The sequence below is a fragment of the Amphibacillus sediminis NBRC 103570 genome (assembly GCF_001552275.1).
GTDB lineage: Bacteria > Bacillota > Bacilli > Bacillales > Amphibacillaceae > Amphibacillus_B > Amphibacillus_B sediminis.
Map to the genome: position 1 here is coordinate 32,708 of NZ_BCQW01000017.1, position 26,411 is coordinate 59,118.

Annotated in this window: 20 protein-coding genes; 4 read left to right on the plus strand and 16 right to left on the minus strand. The window is 38.5% G+C overall.

Features of this window, described 5'->3' with window-relative positions; all coding sequences use genetic code 11:
• Positions 1-9: 9 nt before the first annotated feature.
• Together ASE01S_RS10785 and ASE01S_RS10790 are read right to left on the minus strand one after the other, a co-directional pair.
• Positions 10-930, minus strand: a complete 921-nt coding sequence (locus tag ASE01S_RS10785) for an ABC transporter permease (RefSeq protein ID WP_067841971.1) — start codon at positions 928-930, stop codon at positions 10-12.
• 17 nt (positions 931-947) lie between these two features.
• Positions 948-1,844: an ABC transporter permease gene (locus ASE01S_RS10790; RefSeq protein ID WP_067841973.1), complete on the minus strand. Its 897-nt coding sequence runs from the start codon at positions 1,842-1,844 to the stop codon at positions 948-950.
• A gap of 522 nt (positions 1,845-2,366) precedes the next feature.
• On the opposite strand from ASE01S_RS10790, the gene ASE01S_RS10795 reads away from it, so the two are divergent.
• Positions 2,367-3,986 (plus strand): glutathione ABC transporter substrate-binding protein, encoded by a 1,620-nt coding sequence (locus ASE01S_RS10795; RefSeq protein WP_067841975.1) that lies wholly within the window; start codon positions 2,367-2,369, stop codon positions 3,984-3,986.
• A 525-nt stretch (positions 3,987-4,511) separates the two neighbouring features.
• Here the strand turns inward: ASE01S_RS10795 and pfkA are convergent.
• The 7 genes from pfkA to ASE01S_RS10830 all read right to left on the minus strand — a co-directional run bounded on the left by pfkA (position 4,512) and on the right by ASE01S_RS10830 (position 12,379).
• Entirely contained in the window at positions 4,512-5,468 is a 957-nt protein-coding gene (gene pfkA, locus ASE01S_RS10800; RefSeq protein WP_067841977.1) for a 6-phosphofructokinase, read from the minus strand.
• A gap of 218 nt (positions 5,469-5,686) precedes the next feature.
• Positions 5,687-6,544 (minus strand): SDR family oxidoreductase, encoded by an 858-nt coding sequence (locus ASE01S_RS10805; protein WP_067841978.1) that lies wholly within the window; start codon positions 6,542-6,544, stop codon positions 5,687-5,689.
• Positions 6,545-7,125: 581 nt separating this feature from the next.
• A complete protein-coding gene (locus ASE01S_RS10810) occupies positions 7,126-7,875 on the minus strand; it encodes a glycerophosphodiester phosphodiesterase family protein (RefSeq protein WP_067841979.1) in 750 nt (249 codons plus the stop codon).
• Between the two features lie 243 nt (positions 7,876-8,118).
• Complete coding sequence (locus ASE01S_RS10815; RefSeq protein WP_067841980.1) at positions 8,119-9,483, minus strand: ABC transporter substrate-binding protein; 1,365 nt, start codon at positions 9,481-9,483, stop codon at positions 8,119-8,121.
• Positions 9,484-9,516: 33 nt separating this feature from the next.
• The gene (locus ASE01S_RS10820) at positions 9,517-10,329 is read right to left on the minus strand and encodes a carbohydrate ABC transporter permease (protein ID WP_373277949.1); all 813 of its coding nucleotides are present in this window, start codon (positions 10,327-10,329) and stop codon (positions 9,517-9,519) included.
• A 2-nt stretch (positions 10,330-10,331) separates the two neighbouring features.
• On the minus strand, positions 10,332-11,270 hold the full coding sequence (locus ASE01S_RS10825) for a carbohydrate ABC transporter permease (protein ID WP_067841984.1): 939 nt from the start codon (positions 11,268-11,270) through the stop codon (positions 10,332-10,334).
• Positions 11,267-12,379, minus strand: coding sequence for an ABC transporter ATP-binding protein (locus ASE01S_RS10830; RefSeq protein WP_157065199.1), 1,113 nt, complete (start codon positions 12,377-12,379; stop codon positions 11,267-11,269). Before ASE01S_RS10830 ends, ASE01S_RS10825 begins: the two co-directional genes overlap by 4 nt.
• 686 nt (positions 12,380-13,065) lie before the next feature.
• Here ASE01S_RS10830 and ASE01S_RS10835 point away from each other — a divergent pair.
• A complete protein-coding gene (locus tag ASE01S_RS10835) occupies positions 13,066-14,457 on the plus strand; it encodes a Na+/H+ antiporter NhaC family protein (protein ID WP_067841988.1) in 1,392 nt (463 codons plus the stop codon).
• 267 nt (positions 14,458-14,724) lie between these two features.
• Here ASE01S_RS10835 and ASE01S_RS10840 read toward each other — a convergent pair whose 3' ends face one another.
• Entirely contained in the window at positions 14,725-16,974 is a 2,250-nt protein-coding gene (locus ASE01S_RS10840) for a putative bifunctional diguanylate cyclase/phosphodiesterase (protein ID WP_067841989.1), read from the minus strand.
• 135 nt (positions 16,975-17,109) lie between these two features.
• A complete protein-coding gene (locus tag ASE01S_RS10845) occupies positions 17,110-17,442 on the minus strand; it encodes a winged helix-turn-helix transcriptional regulator (protein WP_067841990.1) in 333 nt (110 codons plus the stop codon).
• A 563-nt stretch (positions 17,443-18,005) separates the two neighbouring features.
• Here ASE01S_RS10845 and ASE01S_RS10850 point away from each other — a divergent pair.
• Positions 18,006-18,953: an aldo/keto reductase family protein gene (locus ASE01S_RS10850; protein ID WP_067841992.1), complete on the plus strand. Its 948-nt coding sequence runs from the start codon at positions 18,006-18,008 to the stop codon at positions 18,951-18,953.
• A gap of 856 nt (positions 18,954-19,809) precedes the next feature.
• Entirely contained in the window at positions 19,810-20,790 is a 981-nt protein-coding gene (locus ASE01S_RS10855; protein ID WP_157065200.1) for a hypothetical protein, read from the plus strand.
• 36 nt (positions 20,791-20,826) lie between these two features.
• Here the strand turns inward: ASE01S_RS10855 and ASE01S_RS10860 are convergent, their stop codons facing one another.
• The 5 genes from ASE01S_RS10860 to ASE01S_RS10880 all read right to left on the minus strand — a co-directional run bounded on the left by ASE01S_RS10860 (position 20,827) and on the right by ASE01S_RS10880 (position 26,319).
• Positions 20,827-21,573 (minus strand): MurR/RpiR family transcriptional regulator, encoded by a 747-nt coding sequence (locus ASE01S_RS10860; protein ID WP_067841994.1) that lies wholly within the window; start codon positions 21,571-21,573, stop codon positions 20,827-20,829.
• Between the two features lie 156 nt (positions 21,574-21,729).
• Complete coding sequence (locus ASE01S_RS10865) at positions 21,730-23,058, minus strand: 6-phospho-alpha-glucosidase (protein WP_067841996.1); 1,329 nt, start codon at positions 23,056-23,058, stop codon at positions 21,730-21,732.
• A 94-nt stretch (positions 23,059-23,152) separates the two neighbouring features.
• A complete protein-coding gene (locus ASE01S_RS10870; protein ID WP_067841998.1) occupies positions 23,153-24,742 on the minus strand; it encodes an alpha-glucoside-specific PTS transporter subunit IIBC in 1,590 nt (529 codons plus the stop codon).
• Positions 24,743-25,276: 534 nt separating this feature from the next.
• The gene (locus tag ASE01S_RS10875; RefSeq protein WP_067842000.1) at positions 25,277-25,963 is read right to left on the minus strand and encodes an LrgB family protein; all 687 of its coding nucleotides are present in this window, start codon (positions 25,961-25,963) and stop codon (positions 25,277-25,279) included.
• On the minus strand, positions 25,963-26,319 hold the full coding sequence (locus ASE01S_RS10880) for a CidA/LrgA family protein (RefSeq protein ID WP_067842002.1): 357 nt from the start codon (positions 26,317-26,319) through the stop codon (positions 25,963-25,965). The genes ASE01S_RS10875 and ASE01S_RS10880 overlap by 1 nt, the downstream gene beginning before the upstream one ends.
• Positions 26,320-26,411 lie beyond the last annotated feature (92 nt).

A 26,411-nucleotide genomic window follows, 5' to 3' on the forward strand; every position in this document is an offset into this window, starting at 1 on the left:
TTAAAATATTTAATTCAGGTCAATTCGTTTATTTAAATAACGATAGGCAATGTCTACAATAATGTTCACGACGACAAACAGAACGGATAAAACCAATATTCCACCTTGAACGATTGGAAAGTCCCGGGATCGAATGGAATCAACGATTAACCGACCAATCCCATTAATCGCAAATACGGATTCTGTGATCACAGCACCGCCTAATAAGCTACCGAATTGTAAACCGACAACAGTCACAACTGGGATAAGCGCGTTTTTCAATGCATGACGATAGACCACAACCTGTTCCTTTACCCCTTTGGCACGAGCGGTACGAATATAGTCCTGATCAATGACCTCAAGCATACTTGAACGCGTCATTCTAGCAATAATCGCTGCACCAGCAGTTCCTAATGTAATGATAGGTAAAACCATTTGTGACCAAGTTCCCCATCCAGATGCCGCAAACAAATCTGAGTTAATTGCTACATAACGAATTAACATTAGCCCAAGCCAGAAGGCAGGCATCGATAAACCAAATAAAGCAATAATCATAACAAATGTATCAATAAACGTATATCGGCGTACAGCTGAAATGACCCCAGCAATTAGACCAATAAAAACTGAGAGTACCGTACTATAAAAAGCGAGTTCAACTGTGTTACCTAAACGGAGAGCTATCTCTCCAGACACTTCACGTCCACTTCGAATAGAATTTCCTAAATCCCCCTGGATAATACCTTTTAAATAATCAAAATATTGAATAGGTAATGGATCATTCAAGCCTAAGCGCTCACGCATTAATTCAATTTGCTCCGGGGATGCACTTTCTCCAGCCATGATCTGCGCAGGATCACCAGGAATGAGGTGCATCAAACTAAATGTTAAAATAGTGACACCGATGATAACGGGAATCGTCTGCAGTAGACGTCGTACTATAAATGTTAACAATGTGCTGTACCTCTTTTCTAGTTTTTCATTTTTGGATCTAGTGCATCACGCAAACCATCACCAAATATATTAAATGCTAATACAACAACCACAATAGCTAAACCTGGAATAGCAGCAACATGACCCGCATCATACATATAATTACGGCCATCACTGAGCATAGCTCCCCATTCCGGCATAGGTGGCTGAGCCCCCATCCCAATAAAAGAAAGCCCACTCGCGGTTAAAATTGAGGTTGCAATACTTAATGTTGCCTGAACAATAATTGGTGAAGTAACATTCGGCAAAATATGCTTAAAGATAATTCTAAAGTCATTAGCCCCTAAGGCCTTTACCGCATCAATATACTCAAGCTTTCGAACAGCTAACGTTGACCCGCGAACAATCCGTGCAAAAACTGGAATTGAAAAGATCCCAACTGATATGATAACGTTTTGTAAGCTACCACCTAATACACTTACAATCGCTAACGCAAGTAAGATACCTGGAAAAGCTAATAAAACATCCATTATTCTCATAATAATGGCATCGAGTTTACCACCATAGTAGCCGGAAATAATACCTAAAGTCACACCAACAATGAGTCCAATCGTGACGGAAAAAAATCCAACGTATAGGGTAATCCCCATCCCATTAATGATTCTACTAAATATGTCTCGGCCATATTGATCCGTTCCAAACCAATGTTCTGCCGATGGGCCATTTAACTTGTTTGCTAGATTTTGAACATTTGGTGAATGCGGCACTAAGTGTGGTCCAATCAATGCAGTTAAGATAAAGAATAAGATAAGTGCCCCACCAATTACGGCTGGTTTATTTCTAATAAACTTCTTCCAAAACGTTTTCATCTTGACAACGTTAGGATTTACCGTTGTTTGTGGTAATGCGTTACCATTGTTAATTTCTTCGTTCATAAGCTAATGTCCTTTCTATCATAAAAGTGAAATTTTTTACAAAATCGCTTATATTGTTCAATTTTTTAGGTGATGAATTACTAACAAGTAATTATAGCATTAATACTCTATAATACAACATTAAAATTATAGGTTAGCTGGATATTGCTAACAATATCAGAATAGTATTAATCCTAACACAAAACGGCATAAAAGAGTTTCTTCCTATAGTATAGGACTATCACCAACTTAAATATTAGTTAATATTTATATAATACAATCTACTATTTTGTCACAGTAAACTACAATTTGCAACAAAAGAACGAAATATCGGAAAATTAAATTTAATAGTAATATTTTGAATTTTATAACAGATGGCTAGTTATTAAGTATTATACATTTAATAGAATAATAATGTATACTGATGAAAGAATATAAATTTATAAATTTTTTAGATAATTTAGACTTGTTTTATTTTTTGATATAGTGTATATTATAAACAGTTTTCACCATATAGACTATAAAAAGGGGAGTGTTTTTTTGATGAAACAATTGAAAAAATCGTTTCTGTTGCTGCTATTATTAGTTGCATCTGTTCTATTTATTGCAGCTTGTGGTGGTTCAGATGACGATCAGGCAGAAGATCCAGATGCAGAAGATAATGACAATACTGAAGAAACGATTAAAGAAGGCGGCGATCTTGTAATCGCTAACTTATCTGATGTGGTATCACTTGACCCCCATGGGAATAATGATACACCTTCCTCTAATGTCCGTTCTAATATCTATGAGACATTAGTAACACATGACCAAGACATGGAGCTACAACCAGGCTTAGCTCATGATTGGGAAATGACCGGTGACCTAACTTGGGAATTTTATTTAGAAGAAGGCGTTAAGTTCCATGACGGTGCTGATTTTACTGCTGATGTTGTAAAAGCGAATATCGAGCGTATTCAAGATGATGCGATTGCTTCTCCACGTGCATTTTTATATGACATGGTTACAGAAATCAATGTAATAGACGACTATACGGTTGAATTTGTTACAGAATATCCATTTGCACCACTTCCAGCTCACTTAGCTCACGATGCTGGTGGTATGATCTCGCCAAATTTAATCGATGCAGATTATACAGCTATGGAAGAAGATGAAGCAGAACCAGGTAGTGTAATTAATGAAGGTCCTGTCGGTACTGGCCCATTTGTTTTCCAGTCCTGGACACCAGGTGAAGAAGTCGTGCTTCAAAAAAATGCAGATTACCATGGCGATCCTGCCCATCTAGACTCCGTAACATTTAAGGTTGTACCTGAAGATGCAACACGTATTGCTGAATTAGAGACTGGTGCATCACATATTGCCGATCCATTAAGTCCATCTGACGTTTCTCGTGTTGAGGCAGCTGATGGTATGTTTGTTAATATTCAACCATCTGTTTCACTTTCATACATTGGCTTTAACGTACAGAAAGAACCATTTGATGATGTAAGAGTTCGTCAAGCGATCTCTATGGCTATCGATAAAGATGGTATTATTAATGGTATTTATGATGGCTATGGTGTTCCAGCTATCGGACCATTAGCACCAACTGTATTTGGTTATGATGATAGTGTATCTGGTCTTGAATATGATGTTGAGAAAGCTAAAGAGCTACTTGCAGAGGCTGGATATGCTGATGGGTTCTCAACAACCATTTGGACGAATGATAACCGTGAACGTATGGACGCTGCTATTTATGTTCAAGCAGAGCTTGAAAAAATCGGTGTTGATGTTGAAATAGAGGTTCTCGAGTGGGGTGCTTACTTAGAAAATACTGCTGCTGGTGAGCATGACATGTTCGTACTTGGTTGGAGTACTGTAACTGGAGATGCTGACTATGGTATGTTTGCACTGTTCCATAGTAGTATGTTCGGTGAGCCAGGCAACCGTTCATTCCTTGCTAATGATAAATTAGATGACCTCTTGACTCAAGCTCGTCAGACTTCTGATTCAGATGAACGTTTAGATCTATACCGTCAAGCACAAGAAGTTCTTGTTGATGAAGCGCCAATGCTTTATCTTCACCACCAAGAATACTTGCTAGCTATTAGAGATGAAGTCAAAGGCTTCTGGCAACATCCAACTCAAATCTTAATGCTTAAAGATGTATGGTTAGATCAATAATATAAAAAAACCATATCCTGAGTAGTCAGGATATGGTTTTTTAGTTTTAACTTCTTCAGCAGAAATCTTTCATTTCTATAAGTCATGTGATGAATGCTCCATTCAGATGGGGTTCAAGAGCTAAAGCGCCTGAAAATGCCATTGATATTCAGGGGAAATTTATTGAAGCTTCACTCGATAAAGTGAAACTTCGTTCAGCGGGGGTTTGACGCATAGGTTGTGCTCGTGCAGACGTTGCGAACTTAGTCAGGTTCCTTTCTCCCCACTGAACGTTAGTTGAACGAATCGGGCCGTTACTAGCTGTTGGATCTCCCGCTTAGACATGACGTGTTCCCTTATTTCTTGAAGGGAGAGGCTTACAAAAGCTCTTCGATGGGCGAGTAATCGCAGCCCCAGTACTGCGATAAATAAAGGTGAAATGAATCTTTCTTATGTCATTACGGAAAGACCCATCTAACGGTTAATTGAATTGATAATTTGGATAAAAAAACGCGGTGTATGAATACATACACCACATTTGACTTGTTAAATAAGATCATTAAAAATATGATAAAGCTGTTCATTAATGTTGCGACCAGCTGCAAAAATTTCATTAAAGCTATGATAAGTAATCTGGTTATTTTCGATACCTAAGGCTACACCTGTAATTTCTTGTTTAATCAACTCAATTACATGATGACCTAGGCGACTAGTAAAGACACGATCAAAGGCTGAAGGTGTCCCGCCACGTTGAATGTGTCCTAGTACTGTTGGACGTGTATCTAAACCGCATTTCTCCTTCAACACCTTAGCCACATCTACCGCGTTACCTGCACCCTCAGCTACAATCACAATACTATGGGATTTTCCTCGTTCAAAACCTGCCTTTAAATCTTTAGCAATCTTATCAAGGTCAGCCTCTACTTCTGGGATAATAATAGCATCCACCCCACTTGCAATTCCCGCTTGTAAAGCAATATCTCCACAACTTCGCCCCATGGCTTCAATGACACTAACGCGTTCATGGCTGCTCATTGTATCACGTAAATTCCCAATCGCATCAGTGACAACATTTAATGTCGTATCGAAACCAATCGTATAATCGGTTAACGGAATATCATTATCAATGGTTCCTGGTAAACCAAATGTTTTAATTCCTTTATTTTGTAAGGCTTGAGCTCCGCGATAACTCCCATCACCACCAATAACGACAACATAATCAATCGCTCGTGACTGTAAATGTTTAATCGCTTGATCTTGTCCCTCAGGTGTCTTAAATGCTTCCGAACGTGCTGACTGCAAAAAGGTTCCACCCCGATATAAGATATCACTGACTTCTTTAGAGCCTAACTCTATAAAATCATTATCCATTAAACCCTTAAATCCTCTACGCACACCTAACATTTCAAAGCCATTGGCAAGTCCAGTTCTTACAACTGCACGAATGGCACTATTCATTCCTTGAGAATCACCACCAGAGGTCAATACCGCTATCTTTGGCAATTTGTACACCTTCCCTTACTGGTCAATTTGTTTTTATTTATAAATCTATTTTGTTATTATAACATAAAGTGAAACTTCGTTCAGTGGGGGTTTCGTCACATAAGATATGCTCGTGCAGATAGCAAAATAACCCGTACAAAATAGGGAACTTGCTGCTTAAAAATAACAAACATGCATGAGCCACTTGGTCCATGCATGTTACGATCATGATTTGCTCACTATCCGTTTATTATAACGCCACCGTTGACATGGATGACTTGGCCAGTCACATAGCTCGAATCCTCACTCGCTAAATACACATAAGCTGGCGCAAGCTCGTGTGGTTGGCCTGGTCTTCCCATCGGATTATCAGAGCCAAACTCACTCACTTTTTTGGCGTCAAAGCTAGCAGGAATGAGTGGGGTCCAAATGGGACCAGGTGCAACACCATTGACACGTATTTGCTTATCAACGAGTGAACCAGCTAAAGACCTCGTAAATGCGGTGATTGCACCTTTTGTGCTTGAGTAATCGATTAAGCTTGGATTACCAGCATAGGCAGTAATCGATGTCGTATTTATAATCGCACTTCCTGCGTTTAGATGAGGCAAAGCAGCACGAGTCAGATAAAAATATGAGAAGATGTTCGTTCTAAATGTTTTTTCTAGCTGCTCATCTGTAATTTCCGTTAAGGATTGCTTAGGATATTGGACAGCTGCATTATTAACCAATATATTAAGTTGACCGAAATGATTGATCGTTTCTTGTACTACTTTTTCACAAAAATCGGATTGACCAATATCTCCACTAACTAGGTAGCAACGTTGCCCTTCTGCTTCGACTAAAGATTTTGTTTGTTTAGCATCCTCGTGTTCATCTAGATAAACAATGACAACATCTGCACCTTCTTTGGCATCATAAAGACTAACCGCTCGTCCAATACCACTATCACCACCGGTGATTATTGCTACTTTTCCTTTGAGTTTTTCACTCGCCCGGTAATTTTCATTTTCATAAATCGGTAATGGTGTCATCTTTGACTCAAGCCCTGGCTGTCGTTCCTGATGCTGTTCTGGTTGAATTTTTTTCTTCTCCACTCTAAAACCTCCATAATAATTTGGTTATTGTTTATTTACCCGATTTATTTTAAAATATACCTTCAATATTATGGGAGACTTCAGAATATAGTGAAACTTCGTTCAGTGGGGGTTCGACGTATAGGATGTCCTCGTGCAGACGTTGCGACACGACGTCGCGAACTTAGTCTTCTGCTCTCCCCCACTGAACGAGTTGAACCAATCGGGCTGCTACTAAGCTGTTGAATCTCCCACTTAGAAATAACATGTTCCCTTATTTCTTAAAGTGGGAGTCTAACAAAAGCCTTTCGATGGGGCGAGTAATCGCGCCCCATCCAGTTACACTGCGATAAGGATAAGATCTGAGGAATTAACCCGATAGACCAAACGAGCCCTCACCGATGATACAGGCTATTGGAAGAGTCTGCTTCATTTTTCAAGAACGGACGAGGCGTTGCCAGTTCAGCATCAAAAGCGTAAGATAATGACTAGCTTCTCCTACTATTAAGCACCACAATTAAAGACAATATCCAAGCATAAGCCCACCCCATGTCCTATTACGGAACGGAAACTAACTACATGGAATTAGTGCATTTGATACATTAAACATTAGCTAGCGATATTTTCCGTTTCAAACGGATAGCTTGCTCAGGGTAATCGGTAATAATACCTTCAACACCTTTTAACAAAGCCTGTTGGATTTGTTCTGGAATATTAACCGTCCAAACTCTCAGTTGATCAGGATTAATCGAATTAAGAGCTGGTGCAAATAATAATGACTGCTCGACATGTAATTTAGATAATTGAAACGTAGAAATATAATCCTGAAGCTTCGGTACTGATTGATGTAAAAGCCAAGCGATTTGCGCATGTGGATCAAGCTCTTTAATACGCATTAAGGTTGGTAAATGAAAACATGAATAGACAAATTCTAGTTTATCCAGATAGGGTTTTACTGTGTGAAGTAAAATTTCTTCAATATGATGATAAGTAACTAGTATGGTTTTAAGTTCAATATTGACTACCTTCTTTTCAGGAAGAAGCTCAAGTACCTCTTGCAAAGTGGGGATCCGTTCCTGTTCCCAGCTTGTTTGATAGTAATCAAATGATTGAAAATTTGATGATAGTTTAAATGATTTAAGCTGGTCCATCGTATAGTCCTTAATTAGGCCAGTTCCGTTTGTTGTTCGATCAACTGATTCATCATGAATAACAGCCAACTGATGATCTTTAGTTAAATGCACATCGATCTCAATCCCATCGACACCAGCTGCTATTGCTTCACTAATACTCAATAACGTATTTTCGGGGTAGTAGCCTTTGCTCCCCCGGTGTCCAAATATTTTAGTCATCATCATTCACCTCTAATCTAATATTTGCGTCCAGATTTATCGAGCTTCGTTCAATAACTTTCCCCTGAAAATCTGTGCCATCCGCCGGAGGCTTTAACTTGATTCAGCCGGGGGTTGTACCCCGCTGAATGGAAGACAAATAGGTATTGATCTCACCACCTATCGCAGTGGGAGACTTCTGCTTGAGTGAAGTTAAGTGGGTTAAAAAAGAGAAAGTGCTGATAACACCTTCTCTAATTGATTTTATTCACCTCGCGCACGGTTGGCTTGTTCAATAGCCGCATTCATTTGATCCACCACTGCTTGGTAAGCGGTGTCTACATCTCCACCATTATAGACTGTCTCAAGAGCTGACTCAGTAATACGACGAGCTTCAGGGATCATATCCATTAAAGCCCCTTCTGTTGCAACTGATGAGGTTGTAGATTGAAGCTGATCAACAGTTACCTTTAATTGTGGCATTTCTTGATAAGCATCTTGAACCACTTGTTCCTCATATGCAGCTGGGTTAATGGCAAAATAACCAGTTCCAACATGCCAAGCTGCTTGAACCTCAGGAGTCTGTAAATATTTCATAAAATCCCAAGCTGCGAGCTGTTCAGCTTCTTCCTTACCATTCATCATCCATAGGCTTGCACCACCAATGACAACGCCATTGCGCTCTTTGTTCTCTGGGTAAGGCAAAAAGGCGACCCCTACTTCAAACGGAGCACTATCCACTACACTACGAACATTAGCTGATGAAGCTAAGAACATCGCTACATCCTCAGCCATAAATCCTGCAACCATATTATCGCCATTCGTCCCATAGTTTGCAAATGTATCATCCGCAATCATACGCTCTACCCATTCAAAAATAGATTTCCCTTCTTCCTCTGTAAAGCCTATTTCAGTGGGGGTATCGGTACGTCCATTATCATTATTCATTAACAAGGCTCCTTGATTAGCCAATAACTGCTCATAAAGCCAACCATAAGCTTGCAAAGCAAAACCTTTCATATCAGGATTTTCTGCCATAATGGTTCGACCTGCTGCTTCAATCTCTTCAAAGGTTGCTGGAGGATTATCTGGGTCTAACCCTGCTGCCTCAAAAGCATCTTTATTATAATACATGACTGGTGTAGAGGAATTGAATGGCATTGAATAAAATTGATCATCTACTCGGTAATAATTAATAATATTTTCTTCTAGCTGTCCCATATCATAACCATCCTGATCAATAAACGTTTGGATCGGTTCTATTCCTCCACTGTTAATCATCGATTTAGTTCCAATTTCAAAAACTTGCATCATAGTTGGTGCATTCTCTGTTCCCGCAATACTGTTAAATTTCGTTAATGCCTCATCGTAAGTCCCCTGATATTCGGCCTTAACAATAACCTGATCCTGTGCTTCATTATAACTTGCAACAATTTGATCTAAAGCTTCTTGGAGAGCGCCCCCCATCGCATGCCAAAATATTACCTCTACAGGCTCATCACTTACCGTGTTTTCTTCTGTATCACTACCTGGATTCTCTTGTTGTTCTGCATCTTGACTTGCATCAGCTTCCTGACAACCAACTGCAATAAATAAAGCAGCCAATAAAATAAGTAAAACTTTTTTCATTAAACTTGACACCCCTTATTTTTTATTAATTGACTATTTTAAAGCACCTTCTGTCAAACCTTGTTGTAATTTCTTTTGCCCTAAAAATAGTAGAATTAACGTAGGAATAACGACAATAATAGCACCAGCCATAATGATTCCCCACTCGTTTAATTGTTCTTGGGATTGTAACTGTCTTAAGCCAAATTGAACGGTTCTGTACCGATCATCGGTTGTCGCTAATAATGGCCATAGGTACATATTCCAAGATGTTAAAAAACCATACACAGCTAACGTTAATAAACTTGTTTTGGCGACTGGAAGGACGACGGTTAAAAAAAATTTGAAGTCACCAATACCAGCAATTTCACTTGCTTCCTTTAGCTCCTTTGGAATCTGTTTGAAATTTTGTCTTAATAGGAATGTCCCAAAGGCCATTGCAAAGAAAGGAACTGCTAATCCCTGATAACTATTAATCCAATTTAAATCACGAATGGTATGGAAGTTAGGAATAATCGATGCTTCAAACGGAACCATCATGGTTGCAATAAAGATGAAAAAGATTAAATCTCGCCCTTTGAAATCAATAAATACAAAGGCATAGGCTGATAAACTTGCAACGATAAGCTGACCCAACATAATTAACAACGAGGCCACTAGACTATTCAGCAAATATCGCATTAACGGGAAGCGTTGAAAAACCTCGAGGTAGTTTTCAAAGGAAAGTGAGCTCGGTATGATTTGCCCGGTCATAATCTCTTGACTCGTCATAAAGCTCATCATCAAAGCAATAAAGGTCGGAGCAAAGACAATGCAAGCTGTTAAAGTTAATAATAGATAAAGTAAGACTTTGCGTTTAACTGACATTGTCATTGATAATGTACCTTCCTTTCTCCTAGCTTGAATTGAATAAGTGTCAATAGCAAAATAACGATAAATAAGAAAATAGCTTGCGCACTAGCTGGTCCGAATTGATAGTTCATAAACGCTTCTTGATAGATGGAATAGACAATTAATTGTGTTTCATTCTGTGGACCACCACGTGTTAGCATATCAATTTGGCCAAATGTTTGAAAAGCATTAATAAATGTGACCGTAATAACAAAGAATAAGGTAGGTGAAAGCATCGGGAGTGTAATGCGTCTGAGTTGATAGAAATAGCTTGCACCGTCTATATCAGCACTCTCATATAGGTAACGATCTATGGATTGGAGACCACCTAACATAATTAGAAAGGTAAAGCCAAGGTTCATCCAAATGGTTGAGATCGATACAGCCAAAAGGGCCCATTGAGGATCAGTCAGCCAGCCTATCGAATTAAACCCAAGTGCTTGTAAAATTTGATTGAGCCAGCCTATCGTCGGGTGAAAAAGAAACATCCAAAAAACAGAGGCAGCAGCTACTGATATACCCATTGTCGAGGCATACATCGTTCTAAAGATTCCGATCCCTTTTAATTTTTCATTAGCGAGAATGGCTAGAAATAAGCTAACAAGTATCGTTCCAGGTACAGTGTAAAGTACAAATAGAAACGTAGCACGTAAACTCTTTAAGAAAATGGGGGAGGTAAATAGGTTAAGATAGTTTTCCCAGCCAACAAATACGGTCGGATCACCACTGCCATCTGTTAGAAAAAAGCTTAAATAAATGGTTCGTCCCAAAGGATAAAATAAAAATAAAGAAAATAATACAATCGATGGCATCAGAAATAGCATGCCTTTTAAGAAACGAACGAGCTTTTGCTTTTTAACCGCTTTAAATACGTCGATCTGTTTTTCATCGCTTAATATCACAGCTGTATCTTTCATAGAGCAACAACCTCTAACTGACTTTTATTTAAAGGAGCTTGCATGAGTTGACCTGACTGACTATCATAAAAGCTAATATGCTTGGTTAACAGCTTTAGTGGTACACGTTGCCCTACTTCTAGCATCCATTGGCCAAGCCATTTAGCCGTCCATAGCTGTGTTCCCACTTCAAAGGTGAGCAAGGTTTCATGACCAAGATGCTCAACATTAATAATCTCCAAAAATAAGTTCGCCTCTTCAGGCTTTGCATAAAGTAAATGCTCTGGTCGCACCCCAACAGTTATTCCCTTACGCTTAATAACCTGAGGAATTTCTGCTACATTCAACGGTAAGTTAACTGTATCTTCAATGATTAAATGTTGATTGTCTATCATTGCTTGACCCATGTTCATTTTTGGCGAACCAATAAAGGATGCGACAAATAGATTAGCTGGCTCATTATAGAGCTCAATAGGCTTGCCAATTTGTTGGATCTGCCCATCATTTAATACCATTATCCGATCACCCATTGTCATCGCTTCAACTTGATCGTGGGTAACATAAATCATGGTTAAACCTAATTTCTTTTGTAAACGTCTGATTTCAATCCGCATGTGAGCACGTAATTTGGCATCCAAATTAGATAAAGGCTCATCCATTAGACAGAGTGGTGCTTCACTGACGACAGAACGAGCTAAGGCGACACGTTGTCTTTGACCACCTGATAGCTGTTTAGGTTTTCGTGTTAATAAGTCAGTTAACCCCATCATTTCTGCCGTTTCTTTTAAGCGCCTTTGCTGTTCTGCTTTATCCACTTTCTTAGCACGTAAACCAAAAAGAATATTCTGTTCTACTGTTAAATGAGGGTATAGAGCATAATTCTGAAAAACCATGGAAAGGTTACGATCTTTTGGGGGTAAATGATTGACTATCTTATTGTTCATTCGTATAGTCCCAGATGTAATCGACTCTAATCCCGCTATCATACGGAGTAATGTACTCTTACCAGAACCAGATGGACCAACCAAGACAAAAAATTCCCCTTCTTCAATGCTTAAATCAATATCTGTTAGCACAGCTTCTGCTTTATCATAAGATTTAGACACCCCTATTAATTCAACTGGATGCACGATCATAACCTCCTTGTGAATGATAGCTCACAAACAATGTATCACAATAACTTTTAAAAATGAGATAATTAACCAAAACAATACAGATCCTTTACATTTACCAAAATATACATTAATAAATGGTTATAAATTTACATTCACCTAGTAAAGATCGCTAAATCCTGGCTTAATTTGTGCTGAGCCAGCAAACCTTTAGTGACAGTATCAAATGGGGAGTGTTGAAACTTAAGATTTGAGCATCAAAATAAGGTGAAACTTTGTTCAGTGGGGGGCGACGCATAGGATGTGCTCGTGCGGACGTTGCGACACGACGTCGCGAACTAAGTCAACTTCCTCTATCACCACACTGAACGTTAGTTGAACGAATCGGGCCGTTACTGGCTGTTGGATCTCCCTCTTAAACATGACGTGTTCCCTTATTTCTTCAAGCGGAAGTCTTACAAAAGCCCTTCGATGGGGCGAGTAATCGCAGCCCAGCCAGTTATACTGCGATAAAAGGAGCTAGCTCATATTTTCAAATGGTTTCGTAAGCTTTTTTACAATCATTCAGTCAATGAGTAATCTTTCTATCCTCTCCCTATAATAGTGATGGTGTTTTCCGTTACAAGTTACAAAAGCATGGATAAATGGGGACTAACTATCACACACTATATTGATCTATTTTGACAAAGGAAAGGATGACTCATATGGAAGCAACTTGGACATCTATTATCCCTTTTTTGCTTGTCATACCGATAGCCATTTATACTCGCCAAGTTCTCCCTGGCCTGATTATGGGATTATTAGCTGGTTCATTTTTAGCTGCTCCTCATCCCATTGAAGGTATGCAAGCGATGATTACGTATTTGGTTCAAGCGCTAATCGATGAGAATAATATAAAAATTATCCTGTTTCTGTATGTTTTTTCAGGATTAATTGGAATGATTGAGTATACGGGGGGAATTAAAGGCTTTGTCGAAAAGGCTGCAGAGCGTATTTCCACTAAACGGCAAGCATTATTATTAACATACATTTCTACTATAGGAACCTTTAGTGCACCAACCTTTAGATTTGTTACCATTGCTCCTATTATGAAAGCATTGTTACAAAAAGTAAAAATGTCAACCAAAGAGTTAGGCTTTGTTATTGAAACAACAGCAACACCTGTCATTGTTCTAATTCCAGTAGCAACTGCCTTTGTAGGTTATATGGTGTCGGTTATTCAGGTTGCCACAAGCTCAAGTGGTATACGTGTTGATCCTTATCGCTTGTTTATTCAGAGTATCCCATTTAATTTCTTTGCTATTGTTATTATTTTATTAGGCATTTACTTAAGTTTTTTTCGTCACAAAAAAATTAATACCGAAGAAGTAGAGACAATAAAACAAGAAATCCATGCTTGTCAATCAGATGAGGATGAAAGACCAAGTAAACCACTTAATTTATTTGTCCCGATCGTTTTGGTCATAGGTTTAACTATTTTTTTAACATGGTGGGACGGAGCACAACAAGGCTATTCATTTTTTGAGGCCTTTATTAATGCGGATGTATTAGAGGCGATGGTGGTGGGACTTCTGATCACCTTTTTATTAACCACTGGCTTTTATTTATGCCAACACTTTAAAATGGCTGATCTAATTAAGCATTTTATTGATGGAGGGAATGAATTAATGAATGTCATTGTGCTCCTGTCCATCATTTGGGGGTTATCATCTGTTACCAGCGACTTAGGTTTCACCGAGTTCATCACATCCTATACCGACTGGATTCCCCACTCTATGGTCGCACCACTGCTTTTCGTATTCGGTGCAGCCATCTCCTATTTTATTGGGTCAGCATGGGGAACTTGGGGGATCCTAATGCCTTTAGGTATCTCAATGGCAGCCACCGCTAATGTTTCATTATCTTTAATTGTGGGTACCGTATTTGCCAGTGGCTCATTTGGTGCTTTTGCTTCCCCTCTAAGTGATGATACCAACACTTTAGCAAATATTTTAGGGCTCACCGTTATGGATTATGCCAAATTCAAATTACATCCCGCCTTAATTGCTGCATCGATCACGACGGTTCTTTATTTTATTGCTGGATTATTTTTGTAAGTAGTTAGAAAGACTAAATCTTTTTCAACTTCTTATCTATATTTTTATCTAGATAATATGAAAAAAAGGGAAAGTTGGAGGGGAGTGATTTTGAGCGCCATTCATCCCCTACTTTACTTGATTTAGAAGTAGGGGATTTCTGACGATATACGTAAAAAGCTAAGCATCATAATTTTCTTAACTAAAAAATTACGCGGTTGTGAATTTTCTGATTTTAGTTGAGTTCTCACTTTTTATTGATTCTAAAATATTTTTGCTAATATTAGCTTACACTTTTTTCAACAATAGAAATTGGTCCGATATCTGCTTCGGATCAATCGGGTGACTAAATAAATAGCCTTGACCATAATCACACTGCTCTGAAATGAGAATTTCAGCTTGCTCTTGTGTTTCAACACCTTCAGCTACAATTGCCATGTTTAAATTTTTACCTAGGTTAATAATGGTTTTAACAATCGCTAAGCTTCTTGAATCATGCATCGTGCTAATCAATGATTGATCAATTTTTATTGTATCAATTGGCAACTCTTTTAGGATATGCAAAGAAGAGTACCCTGTTCCAAAGTCGTCGATTGATAGTTTGATGCCAAGTTGCTTTAAATGATTTAAAACGAACGCTGATTGCTTAATATTTTGCATAATGCTTTCTGTAATTTCTAATTCTAAACTGCTTGGACTAAGACCTGTATCTAGCCAAATTTGTTTAATAATCGCTACCAAGTCTTGTTGTTCGATTTGCTTCGCTGAAACATTAACAGAAACACACATATCGGTATAGCCTTGCTTTTGCCACTTTAACGTCTGTTTAGCCGCTTCCCATAATGCCCACTCCCCTATTGACTGAATGAGTCCTGTCTCCTCAGCAATTGGAATAAATTGATTTGGCAAAACCAAACCTAACTCTGGATGCTCCCATCTTAAAAGTGCCTCAACGCCGTATAGTGAATTAGTTGATAGTTTAACTTTCGGCTGATAAATTAACTTTAGCTGGTTGCGATTAATCGCATGTTTTAATTCTGATTCGATCATAAATTTTTTGATTAGATCTTCATTCAAGCTTTGATTGAAAAAAACATAATCGTTTTTGCCACTTTCCTTTGCACTGTACATGGCTGCATCAGCATATTTAAATAAAGTCTTGCTCTCAATTGCATCATCAGGAAAGATAGCAATGCCAATACTTGGTGTAATAATAAGCTCGTGATGCTCCATATAAAAGCTAGGCTGGAACAAATCACGTAACCTATCCGCTAGCTGGCTTACTTGCTTACGCGTCCTTCCTAGCAATATTAGGACAAATTCATCTCCACCGATCCGATACATCTCGACACCTTGATCAGACAACTGTTTTAACCGATTTGCTGCTTTTTGTAACAACTGATCACCCACCTGATGTCCCAGTGAATCATTTACATTTTTGAAACGATCCAAATCTAGCACTAATAGACCTACAGGCTGATTAAAACGACCTGCTTTAGCTAATAAATGCTCAAACTCCTCAGTAAAGCTTGTTCGATTTTTAAGCCCTGTTAATGGATCATAGTAGGCTAGCGTTTGATATTGTTTAATAAGCTGACTATGACGCCGCACTACTTTAAGCTGATAAATGATCAAGGTGGCTATGATCAAGCTAAAACCGATACTTAGTGCATTTAATTGAAAGGCATAGCTATAAAGTGTTAGTAACCATAAGCTCAACATAATCAGATAAGGGAAGGACGTATCCGCCTTGGTAAAAAAATGAATAACTTTCCAATTAAGCTCAACAGGTTGCTTTGTTGCAAAATAACCACCAGCGACAATAAACAACATAGCGGTTAGCCAAACGACATCTATGTAACTACCAACCTGATATTTATCCTCCATGATTTGATAAGTATATAATGCATCACCGATAATCTGCGTAAAAAAGCCAAACGTTAAAAAGATGATGGCCACCTTTTCCTTTAAATGGATCGATAAATAAAATAACACCGTATTAGCACCCAATATCGAAATGCCGGCAATCGGGTAAATGATGATATAATGAGGTAAATTTAATCTTTGTTCAACCATTGTTAATGCTGGCTCGATAAAAAAGTAACATATAAATGAAACAGCGAATATAACAACGGCAACGATAGTAAAAATATGTTGTCCATCTGATCGTTTGTCCTGAATGGCTTTAATCCGATAAATGATCCCAATAAAAAAGCACAAATAACCTAATAGCCATAATAATAATGACAAGGGGGTAGAGCTGACTGTTCCTGTGGTCAATAAATGAAACAACCAAACAAGAGAGGAACACATATAAAAGAAAGAACCGACTAAAATGAGTAACCAAAAATAAGCTTGCTCGCCTTTTGTAGTTCGTGTGGTTCTACACAGTTGGATGATAATAAATAAGCTCGCTATAATAGGTGCTGCAATCCCAATAAATGTACGGATCCAGTCAAGATCCTGTACAAAAAATAAGATAATACTATAACTAAGCGTCATACTAACGATCATAAGTAGCATTTTTTTAATCGACATGTCTATTCCTCCATAGCCAAATCCAACAGTACCGGTCGAAATGGATTGGCTTATGGTACCTTGATCACTTTTTTTCCATATTCGATAAGTCTGTTCTTTTCCTCAATAAGATTGTAGCACAGATGGTAACAGCATTTAGCCCCATTTAGCGCCCCAAACCTTCATCTCTTTAATAATCTTATGTAAGTCCTGTCCCTTTTCAGTCAGTGTGTATTCAACCTTTGCTGGTACAGTTGGATATACTTTACGTTTAAGGATATCGTGATCCTCCATATGACGTAATGCATTTGTTAGTGATTTTGGACTGACATCATGAATAGCTCGCTGTAATTGACTAAAACGCTTGGTCCCAGTAAACAATTCACGTAAAATTAAAAAAGACCACTTTGATGCAAGCACATTTAACGCTTTTTCAATTGAACAATCGATGACGACAATTTCACCTGTTTGTGAAATTACCTTTTCCATGCTATATCAACTCCTTTTCTTAATTATTATACTATAAAAAAGTAAGCAACTAACTGAAAGTTAATTATATTTAAAAAAATTCACGCCTTCACGATTAAAAATGGTTCATTTACAATAAAATTAGTTCTATACATTAACATGGCATCGAATAGTTAGTAGGAATGAAGTAAATCGTTCAGTGGGGAAGCGACGCATAGGATCCGCTCGTGCAGACGTTGCCGACACGACATCGCGAGCTTAGTCAGCTTCCTCTCTCCCACACTGAACGTTAGTTTACTGGCTGTTGGATTTCCCACTTAGACATGACCTGTTCACTTATTTTTGAAGTGGGAGGCTTACAAAAGCCCCTCGATGGGGCGATTAATCGCAGCCCCAGCCAGTTACACTGCGATAAAGTGAAATTGATCATCTAGTCCGTTCACATGCTTTTCCTGCTAGGAAATCTGCGTATGTCATTGTCAGCTTCATGTTGGACGAGTTGACAAACCATAATATACGTGAGGTTTATCGAAAATGGTGAGCCATGTTGATGAGTATAACGATATTAAAAAGGAGTCGATTGGATGAAGTACAGACGTTTAGGCCGATCTGGTTTAAAAGTAAGTGAAATTAGCTTAGGTAGCTGGTTAACCTATGGTAAAACTGTTGAAGATAATCTCGCTGAGCAAACGATTCATAAAGCTTATGAATTGGGCATTAACTTCTTTGATTCTGCAAATGTTTATGAGCATGGTGAAGGAGAGCGTGTCATGTCAACAGCGCTTCGTTCATATCCCCGTGAATCTTACGTCTTAACAACCAAAGCCTTTTGGCCAATGGGAGACGGCCCAAATGATCGTGGTCTATCACGTAAGCATGTAACCGAACAACTTAATGCGAGCCTTAAACGGATGAAAGTAGATTATGTTGATATTTTTTATTGTCATCGTTATGATCCTGAAACTCCAGTAGATGAAACATTACGTACCATTGACGACTTTATTCGCCAAGGTAAAATTTTATATGCTGGGGTAAGTGAGTGGACAGCTGCTCAAATTGAAGAAGCCGTTGGAGTTGCTGATAAATATCTTCTCGATCGTATTGTTGTTAATCAACCACAATATAATATGCTTAATCGTTATATTGAAAAAGAGGTTATCCCTGTTAGTGAAAAATACGGTATTGGACAAGTCGTCTTTTCACCACTGGCGCAAGGCGTGTTAACAGGGAAATATAATGGCCAGAATATCCCTAAGGATAGTCGAGCAGCTCAGTCCTCGATTAATCACTTTATTAACAATTGGTTACAAGACGATGTTCTAGCACGAGTGGGTCAGTTAAGTAAGGTTGCTAATGAGCTAAATATTTCATTACCTACACTTGCTCTCGCTTGGATATTACGTCAGCCTAATATTGCGAGTGCCTTAATTGGAGCTAGTCGTCCAAGTCAAGTTGAGGAAAATGTTAAAGCAACTGAGGTTGTACTAGATGAGCAGGTCATAAGCCGGATTGAAGATATCCTAGCTAACTAAAAGTAACAACACCAAACTAGTCGCAAAATTTATCTGTCTACACTTGTTTAGAGGAAGAAAATCCGATATAGCCCACTATTATATTGGCACTTCAGTCAAGGAACCGACATGGTCTAAGCTTACTATGTTGGTTTCTTTGACTTAAAGTGTCATTCAAAGAGACGCTTATTTAATTCTCCTTATTCAGTGAACCGAAAGTTCTCCAAACTTTTTGCAAAAGAAAAGGTTTCCCGCTCGGATTTAGGATAATATTCAAAGAATTGTTCGACTACCGCAATGTAACTGGTGGCCATTAGACTTCCACTTCAAGAAATAAGGGAACACGTCATTTTTAAGTGGGAGATCCAATAGCCAGTAACGGCCCGATTCGTTCAACTAACGTTCAGTGAGGAGAGAAAAAGCTGACTTAGTTCGCAACGTCTGCACGAGCAAATCCTATGCGTCGAAACCCCTTCTGAACGAAGTTTCACTTTATTTTCAAAATAAAACAGGATGTGCTATCTTCAAAGTGGCTTAAAAATATTATCATTTTCAGCAATTATTGTTGATCAACTGATCTGGTATTCATACGGTTAGAAAATTTAAGAACGATAGAAAGATGACGAGCTCCTGGTTAACTTAGCCCTAATCAAGATTTTTTACATGGATTCTAACTTTAAAGCATAAACTAATATTACTGAAAAGCTGACTTTTTTATTAGGACAGTCTATCTGGGATACCTGTCCTTTTAGCCATTGTCATAATTAAATTTAAGGAGGTGTTCACAATCGAACAGCTGACCTATTTTCCAAGTGTACACACTGCCAAGGGGTATCGTGACCTAATAACAAGTAACCTAGAAGGTGTAAAGCACGTTTTGTTTTTAGAAGGCGCAACTCATAAAGATCGGCAGCAATGCATGCATTATTTCATTGAAAAGTGGCAGAACGATGGTGAACAATTTGAAGTCTTACTTAATGGGTTAGACCGAACGAACATGACAGGTGTTATTAATCGGCAGCTTAGCTCTGCTATTATTGATCGTACCAATCATCCTGATTATTCCTTAGAAAATACAGGGAGATCAGAACAATTAATCGACTTAACGATTTTTACGAAAGCTACTGATTTACCAAATAACAGCACCGAAAAAATTAAATATAGGAACGACAAAGAACAAGCATTACAATCTGCTTACAAATCTTTTGCTACAGGATTAGATATCCATGATCAATTAGAAAAAATCTATATTGAGAGAATGGATTTTCAGACCGCTAATCTGATCACTACGGAACTCATTGATCAAATATTTTCACATAAAAGTAATCAAGCTACTGATGCTGTAACTCGACATCGCTTTTTAGGTGCTTCTACAGCAACAGGCGTTTATGATTATATCGAGACTTTAACCAATCAGTTAAACAAACGCTACTTTATTAAAGGAAGAGCTGGCACAGGCAAATCAACGATGTTAAAACAGATTATCGCCAAAGCTGAGTCTTTAAATTATCAAGTGGAAGCTTATCATTGCGGATTCGACCCTGATAGCTATGATATGGTCATTATTCGTGAATTGAGTACGGCCATATTTGACAGCACAAGTCCGCACCTTTATCAGCCAAGCCGACATCGCGATGAGCTTATCGATCTTTATCAAACTTGTGTTGAACCAGGCACAGATGAAAAATATCAAACAGAAATTGATGCATTGACTGTGCAGTATAAATCTTATATTCATGAAGGCATGCGCTATTTAGCTCAAGCTAAAGAAGCTGAGCAAAAGCTTGATGCTTTGACTCAAGCAATAGCTGATCACAATAAGCTGATTACAGAGCTCGATGGTCTGTTAAAACAATAGTCGCATGCTAGCAGCCGTCATCACGTTGACTAACTATCATTTATGGATCGTATAATTAAGATATCCTCTAAATAATAAATCAATGATATACTGCAAACCAATAAACGATTTCTGCTCCACGCCAAAATGATAGCCTAAATCTGAGGTAGTGTAATAAAGATGATAGGTTGATAATTCTGCTAAGTGATTATTTTTAAAGCTTGTAATCGAAAGGGTTGGAATCTGTCTGATCGATAGTGCTTTTAGTTCATGAATAATATTTTCTACGTCACCACTAAGCGAAATAAAGATGATTAAATCGGTAGGTTTTATTCGAGAAATCGCGATATTTAATTCTGTAGCGGCTGGAATAATGTAGAGAGTCTTTTCACAAGACACGAGATAACGTGACAATTCTTCTAATGCGTTACGTTGGCCCCAGCCTGTCGCAAAACCGTATAATGTCTCAGCTTGATCAATTGCACGATAAATCGGGGTTTTATCAATTTTGTGAAATAATTTTTCAGTCAGCTTAATATCTTTTTGACTTAATTGGAAAAAATCATCAACCGTCATAGATTCTTTCACCTCATGTTTTAGACTGAATTTGAATTCACTATATCCACTAAACCCAAGCTTTTGTGTTAATCTTAAGATAGATGATTTCGATGTCGCACATTTCTTGGAGAGCTCATTAATGGTCATGGTCGCACATTGATCAAGGTGGCTCAACACATAATCCAACACATAAAAGTCATTGTTAGATAATTGGTCATAATATTTGTTAATAAGATCTTTAAGCACACTATCATCTCCTTTACTTCTAAGTATAGCGTGTTATAGGAAATGATTCACTTCGTATTTGAGAAAGTGATGGATTTCTAGAGCAGACCTAGCATCTAGCTTTGCGGAAGTAATTCGAGAAAAGGGACTTGACCGTGATGATCAAGTCCCTTTGCATTAGCTTAATTCTGGCCAATACCCCTGATTTGCTTCAATTAAATCGTCTAAAATTTGTTTAGCAATTCGGGCATTTGGTACAGTACGTGATAAGGTTATTGCCTGCCAAAGCTTTTGATATGAACCTTCTTGCCATGCTTCTACAACAAGCTTTTCAACTGCGACCTGCTGCTCCATCAATCCTTTTTGAAAACGAGGGATGCGACCTTGCACAATTGGTTCAGGTCCATTCGAACCAACAATACAAGGAACCTCAACCATTGCTGTCGGATCAAAATTTTCAATTGCTCCTTTGTTTTCAACAATTAGTAGCATTCGTTCCTGTGTATTAAAGGCAATAGCTCTTGCCAAATCTACGATATAGGAAGCATGTTCATCTATCTCAAGCTCAGAGCCCTCTGTTGTTTGATTTTTGGCAATACGGTTACATTCGGAAAAAACAAACTTTTCTCTACCATCCATCACTTGATTGGCTCGTGTATAATCTGGCTGACTATGTTCTACCTCATCTTGTGGATAGAAATAATATTTTAAGTAAGTATTAGGTAATGTCTCTGGGTCAAGTGCATAGACATCCTTCACTTTTTCAAAAGTTGCTCTCCAGCTCTCATCGACATGTTGACCACTATCATCAAAATTAATGGCATAGCCGTGCTGCTTAACATGTGCCCTTAATGCTGGCATTAGATCAACACCATTTTGATCTCGAATTGCTGTCCACCAGCCAAAGTGATTTAAACCATAATAATTGACGGTCATTTCCTTTCTTGATTGTAGTCCAAGAATGTTAGCCATTAAATTCTCAATGGCAATCGGCATATCACAAATATTTAAGACCTTTGAGTTTGGTCGTAACACTCGTGTTGCTTCAGCAACGATAGCTGCTGGATTCGAATAGTTAAGCATCCAGGCATCAGGTGAATATGTCTCCATATAATCAATTAAATCTAATACACCTCCAATTGAGCGCATCCCATAGGCAATTCCTCCTGGACCACAAGTTTCCTGACCGACGACACCATACTTAAGTGGGATTTTTTCATCTTTTTCACGCATCGCATATTTTCCCACTCGAATATGTGCCATGACAAAATCAATGTCTGTAAAGGCCTCTTTTGGATTTGTCGTTGCCAAAAACTCAATGTCAGATGCTTTTTCATTAATAATGACCTGACAAGCATCCGCAATTTGTTGTTGACGTGCTTGATCATTATCATACAACTTTATTTGTCGAATTGGGAGTTGGTCTAGATTTTCTAAGAGCATTAGAATAATACCTGGTGTAAACGTACTCCCCCCACCTGCTATGGTAATTGAAAATTTTTTCATGTTAAATCGCCCCTTGTTTATTATTTTTAATCAAATGCATCTTGGCGTATTTGCGCCAAGCTTTTATTGAGCTTCGCTCGATAAATTTCTGCTATTATGATGCAGAATCCTTTAATAGGTTTTCAAACTGCTCTCGGACTTGTGAAACGGATAAGCCGACAATTACTTGGAATGCGTGTTTATTCCTAACAACTCCATGAGCCCCACCTTCTTTAAATACCGTATCTTCTGCGACTAAGCTCGGATCCTTAACACGAACACGTAGGCGAGTGGCACAGTTGTTAACCGAATCGATATTACTCGCACCACCTAAAGCTTCAAAAAAGGCTTGAGCTTGGGCCAGATATTGACTACTGGCTTGTCGACCTTCAGCAATATCCGCTTTTTTAGCCTTATAATCTGCTTTACGGTAAAGCTTCGGTCCTTCATCATCACTACGCCCCGGTGTGATGAAATTAAATTTCAAAATAAGAAAGCGAAAGACGAAGAAATAAATGGCTGTAAAAATCAGTCCAATTCCAATTTGAACAAGATAAGTACCACCATGACTACCGAATAATGGAATCCAGTTCTTTGAAGCGATCTCAATTAAACCGCCTCCCATATCTCCGACCACACCAAAAGTATACATCGTGGCTGCCATTGTTGCGGCTAGTATGGCATGAACAAAAAACAATACCGGAGCCACAAATAAGAAAGTAAATTCTAACGGCTCGGTAATACCAGCAAGTACAGCCGTTAAAGTTGCGGGTATGACTAAAGCAGCCACTTTCTTTCGATTTTCTTTTTTTGCTGTAAAGTAGAAGGCTAGCGCGATACCTGGCGCGGCGAATAATTTAGAATTACCATGTAAGGCAAAGCCGCCGGCAGGAAAAAGCTCTTTTAGTGAATGACTGGAACTAGCAAACTCAGACAAATTTTCCATAAATGCCGTAACAATACCACCTTCAACGACAGCTGGTCCAAATACAAATGGAGTATATACAAAATGATGCAAGCCTGTCGGAATTAAAATCCGCTCCAAGAACGTATATAACCAAACACCTAATGTTCCTGAAGAGACCATAAGATGTTGCATCGATTCGATACCTGATTGAATAACTGGCCATATCCAAGCAACTAGTACTGCAATAGGTATCATCACAAAAAAGCCAATAATAACAACAAATGATGAGCCTTGAAAAATACCAAGCCATTCGGGTAGCTTCGTTTCAAAGTAGCGATTATGAATCCAAACCACTAATGCGGATATTAAAATAGCGCCAATAATACCTGTATCAAGCGTTTTAATTCCAGCAATCAGCTTTAATCCACTCGTACCCCCAGCCTCAGCCATAAAATCAACCCCGAATGTAGGGCCAAAATGTGCTAAGAGTGCAGATAAGAAATAATTAAAGGTTAAATAAAGGACAACTGCCTCCATTACAGCACGAGCATTAGACATCTTCGCTAATCCAAGCGCGATACCTATCACAAATAAAAGTTCCATCTGATTAAATACGGTCCATGCTCCGTCCTCGACAACACGCCATATCGCATGCCAAGTTGTCCCTTCGTTTGCTATTGAACCAACGATATCTGGATTATTAAGCATTAACGAAAGTGCCACCATAATACCTGAGAAGGCAAACAATAAAACGGGGGTAAACATTGCACCACCAAACCGCTGAAGCTTCTCCTGCATATTCATTCACCTCTTTTTTGTTATTTTTCTATCAGTTACATTTTAAACAGACGATGTAAAGGGTTACAATAGCGATCAAGTAGTTAGGAACCAAATCCAAAGATAGACACTTTTCTCAAGCAACGGGAATTTTCTCAGCCCTTATAATTGTGGTACTTTAAGCTTAAAGACAGTTGTTCATTAGCACTCTGTATTTGTTAGAAATAACAGCTAACCTGGCCTCTAAAAGTTAAAGAAAACTACTTTTATTTACTTGACATGAATTTTGCTTATAAAGTGAAACTTCGTTCAGTGGGGTTCGACGCATAGGATGTGCTCGTGCAGACGTTGCGACACGACGTCGCGAAACTTTCAGCTTGTTCTCTCCCCACTGAACGTTAGTTGAACCAATCGGGCCGTTACTGGCTGTTGGATCTCCACTTAGACATGTCATGTTCCCTTATTTCTTGTAGTGAGAGACTTACAAAAGCCCTTCGATGGGGCGAGTAATCGCAGCCCCAGCCAGTTACACTGCAGTAAAAAAAGCTAGTAGCTTTATAGTAAAGCTACTAGCTGTGGTAGTAGGGTAAGGCCTAATATGACGGTAACAATACCAGCAAAGATCATCGCTAATGTTGAAAAAGTTGTCGCTTCGTCACCATACTCAATGGCCCGGTTTGTTCCCACTGCGTGTGCACTCATCCCTAGCGCTAAACCTTTCGCCATTGGAGTCTTGATACGAAAGATTTTAAAAATAAATGGAGCCATTAGTGAACCCATTATTCCTGTTAGGATAACAAAGACAATGGTTAAGGCTGGTACACCATCGATACTAGCCGAAACCTCCATAGCTAGAGGGGTCGTAATTGAACGCGGTAATAGACTAATTAATAAATGCTGCTCAAGCTTTACCAATAGGGCCAAAGCTAATGTAGAGAAAATCGCCACAAATGATCCAATGATTACTGCAATCATGATCATAGCAAAGTTTTTTCTAAAGAAATGGATATGCTTATAAATAGGAATTGCAAAAGCAATGGTGGCTGGGCCGAGCATATGAGTCAGCAAAGCTGTTCCATCACTATAATGTGTCGGCTCAATGTCAAGTAAGTGAATTACTATAATTATCAAAGCTGGTGTAAACAATAATGGATGAAACAATAAGATAGGTATACGTTTTGCCAGCCACTTTGCCAGACGATATAAGCCATAAGTTAAAATGATCATGAAAACAACTTGCATTATGTACGCCCTCCTAATCGCTCGACAACTAGAGCTGTTACGCCCATAACAACTGCTGTACTCAAGCCGATAATGAGCACAAGACCTAAGCCTTGTAAGCTAGTAATCTCTTGATAGTTTACGATTCCAACGGCAGACGGAATAAAAAACAATAGTAATTCAGCCATTAACCAACGTCCACCTTCTTCAATCCATTCTAGTTTAATCAGCTTAAATTGAAGAGCCAAAAGCAATAGAATCAAGCCGATGATGGTTGTAGGTAATGGGACTGGCCATAACGCCTTAATACCGATAGCTAGGAAAAGAAAAATATGAATAATGGCTACTTGTAAAATAATTTTAGTAATTTTTTTCATTTGTTTCTACCCTTCGCACAAGTTCAATTATATAATTATCGTTAAAATCACTTCGACAAAAATCGTTCATATCTCCATTAAATCATGATACA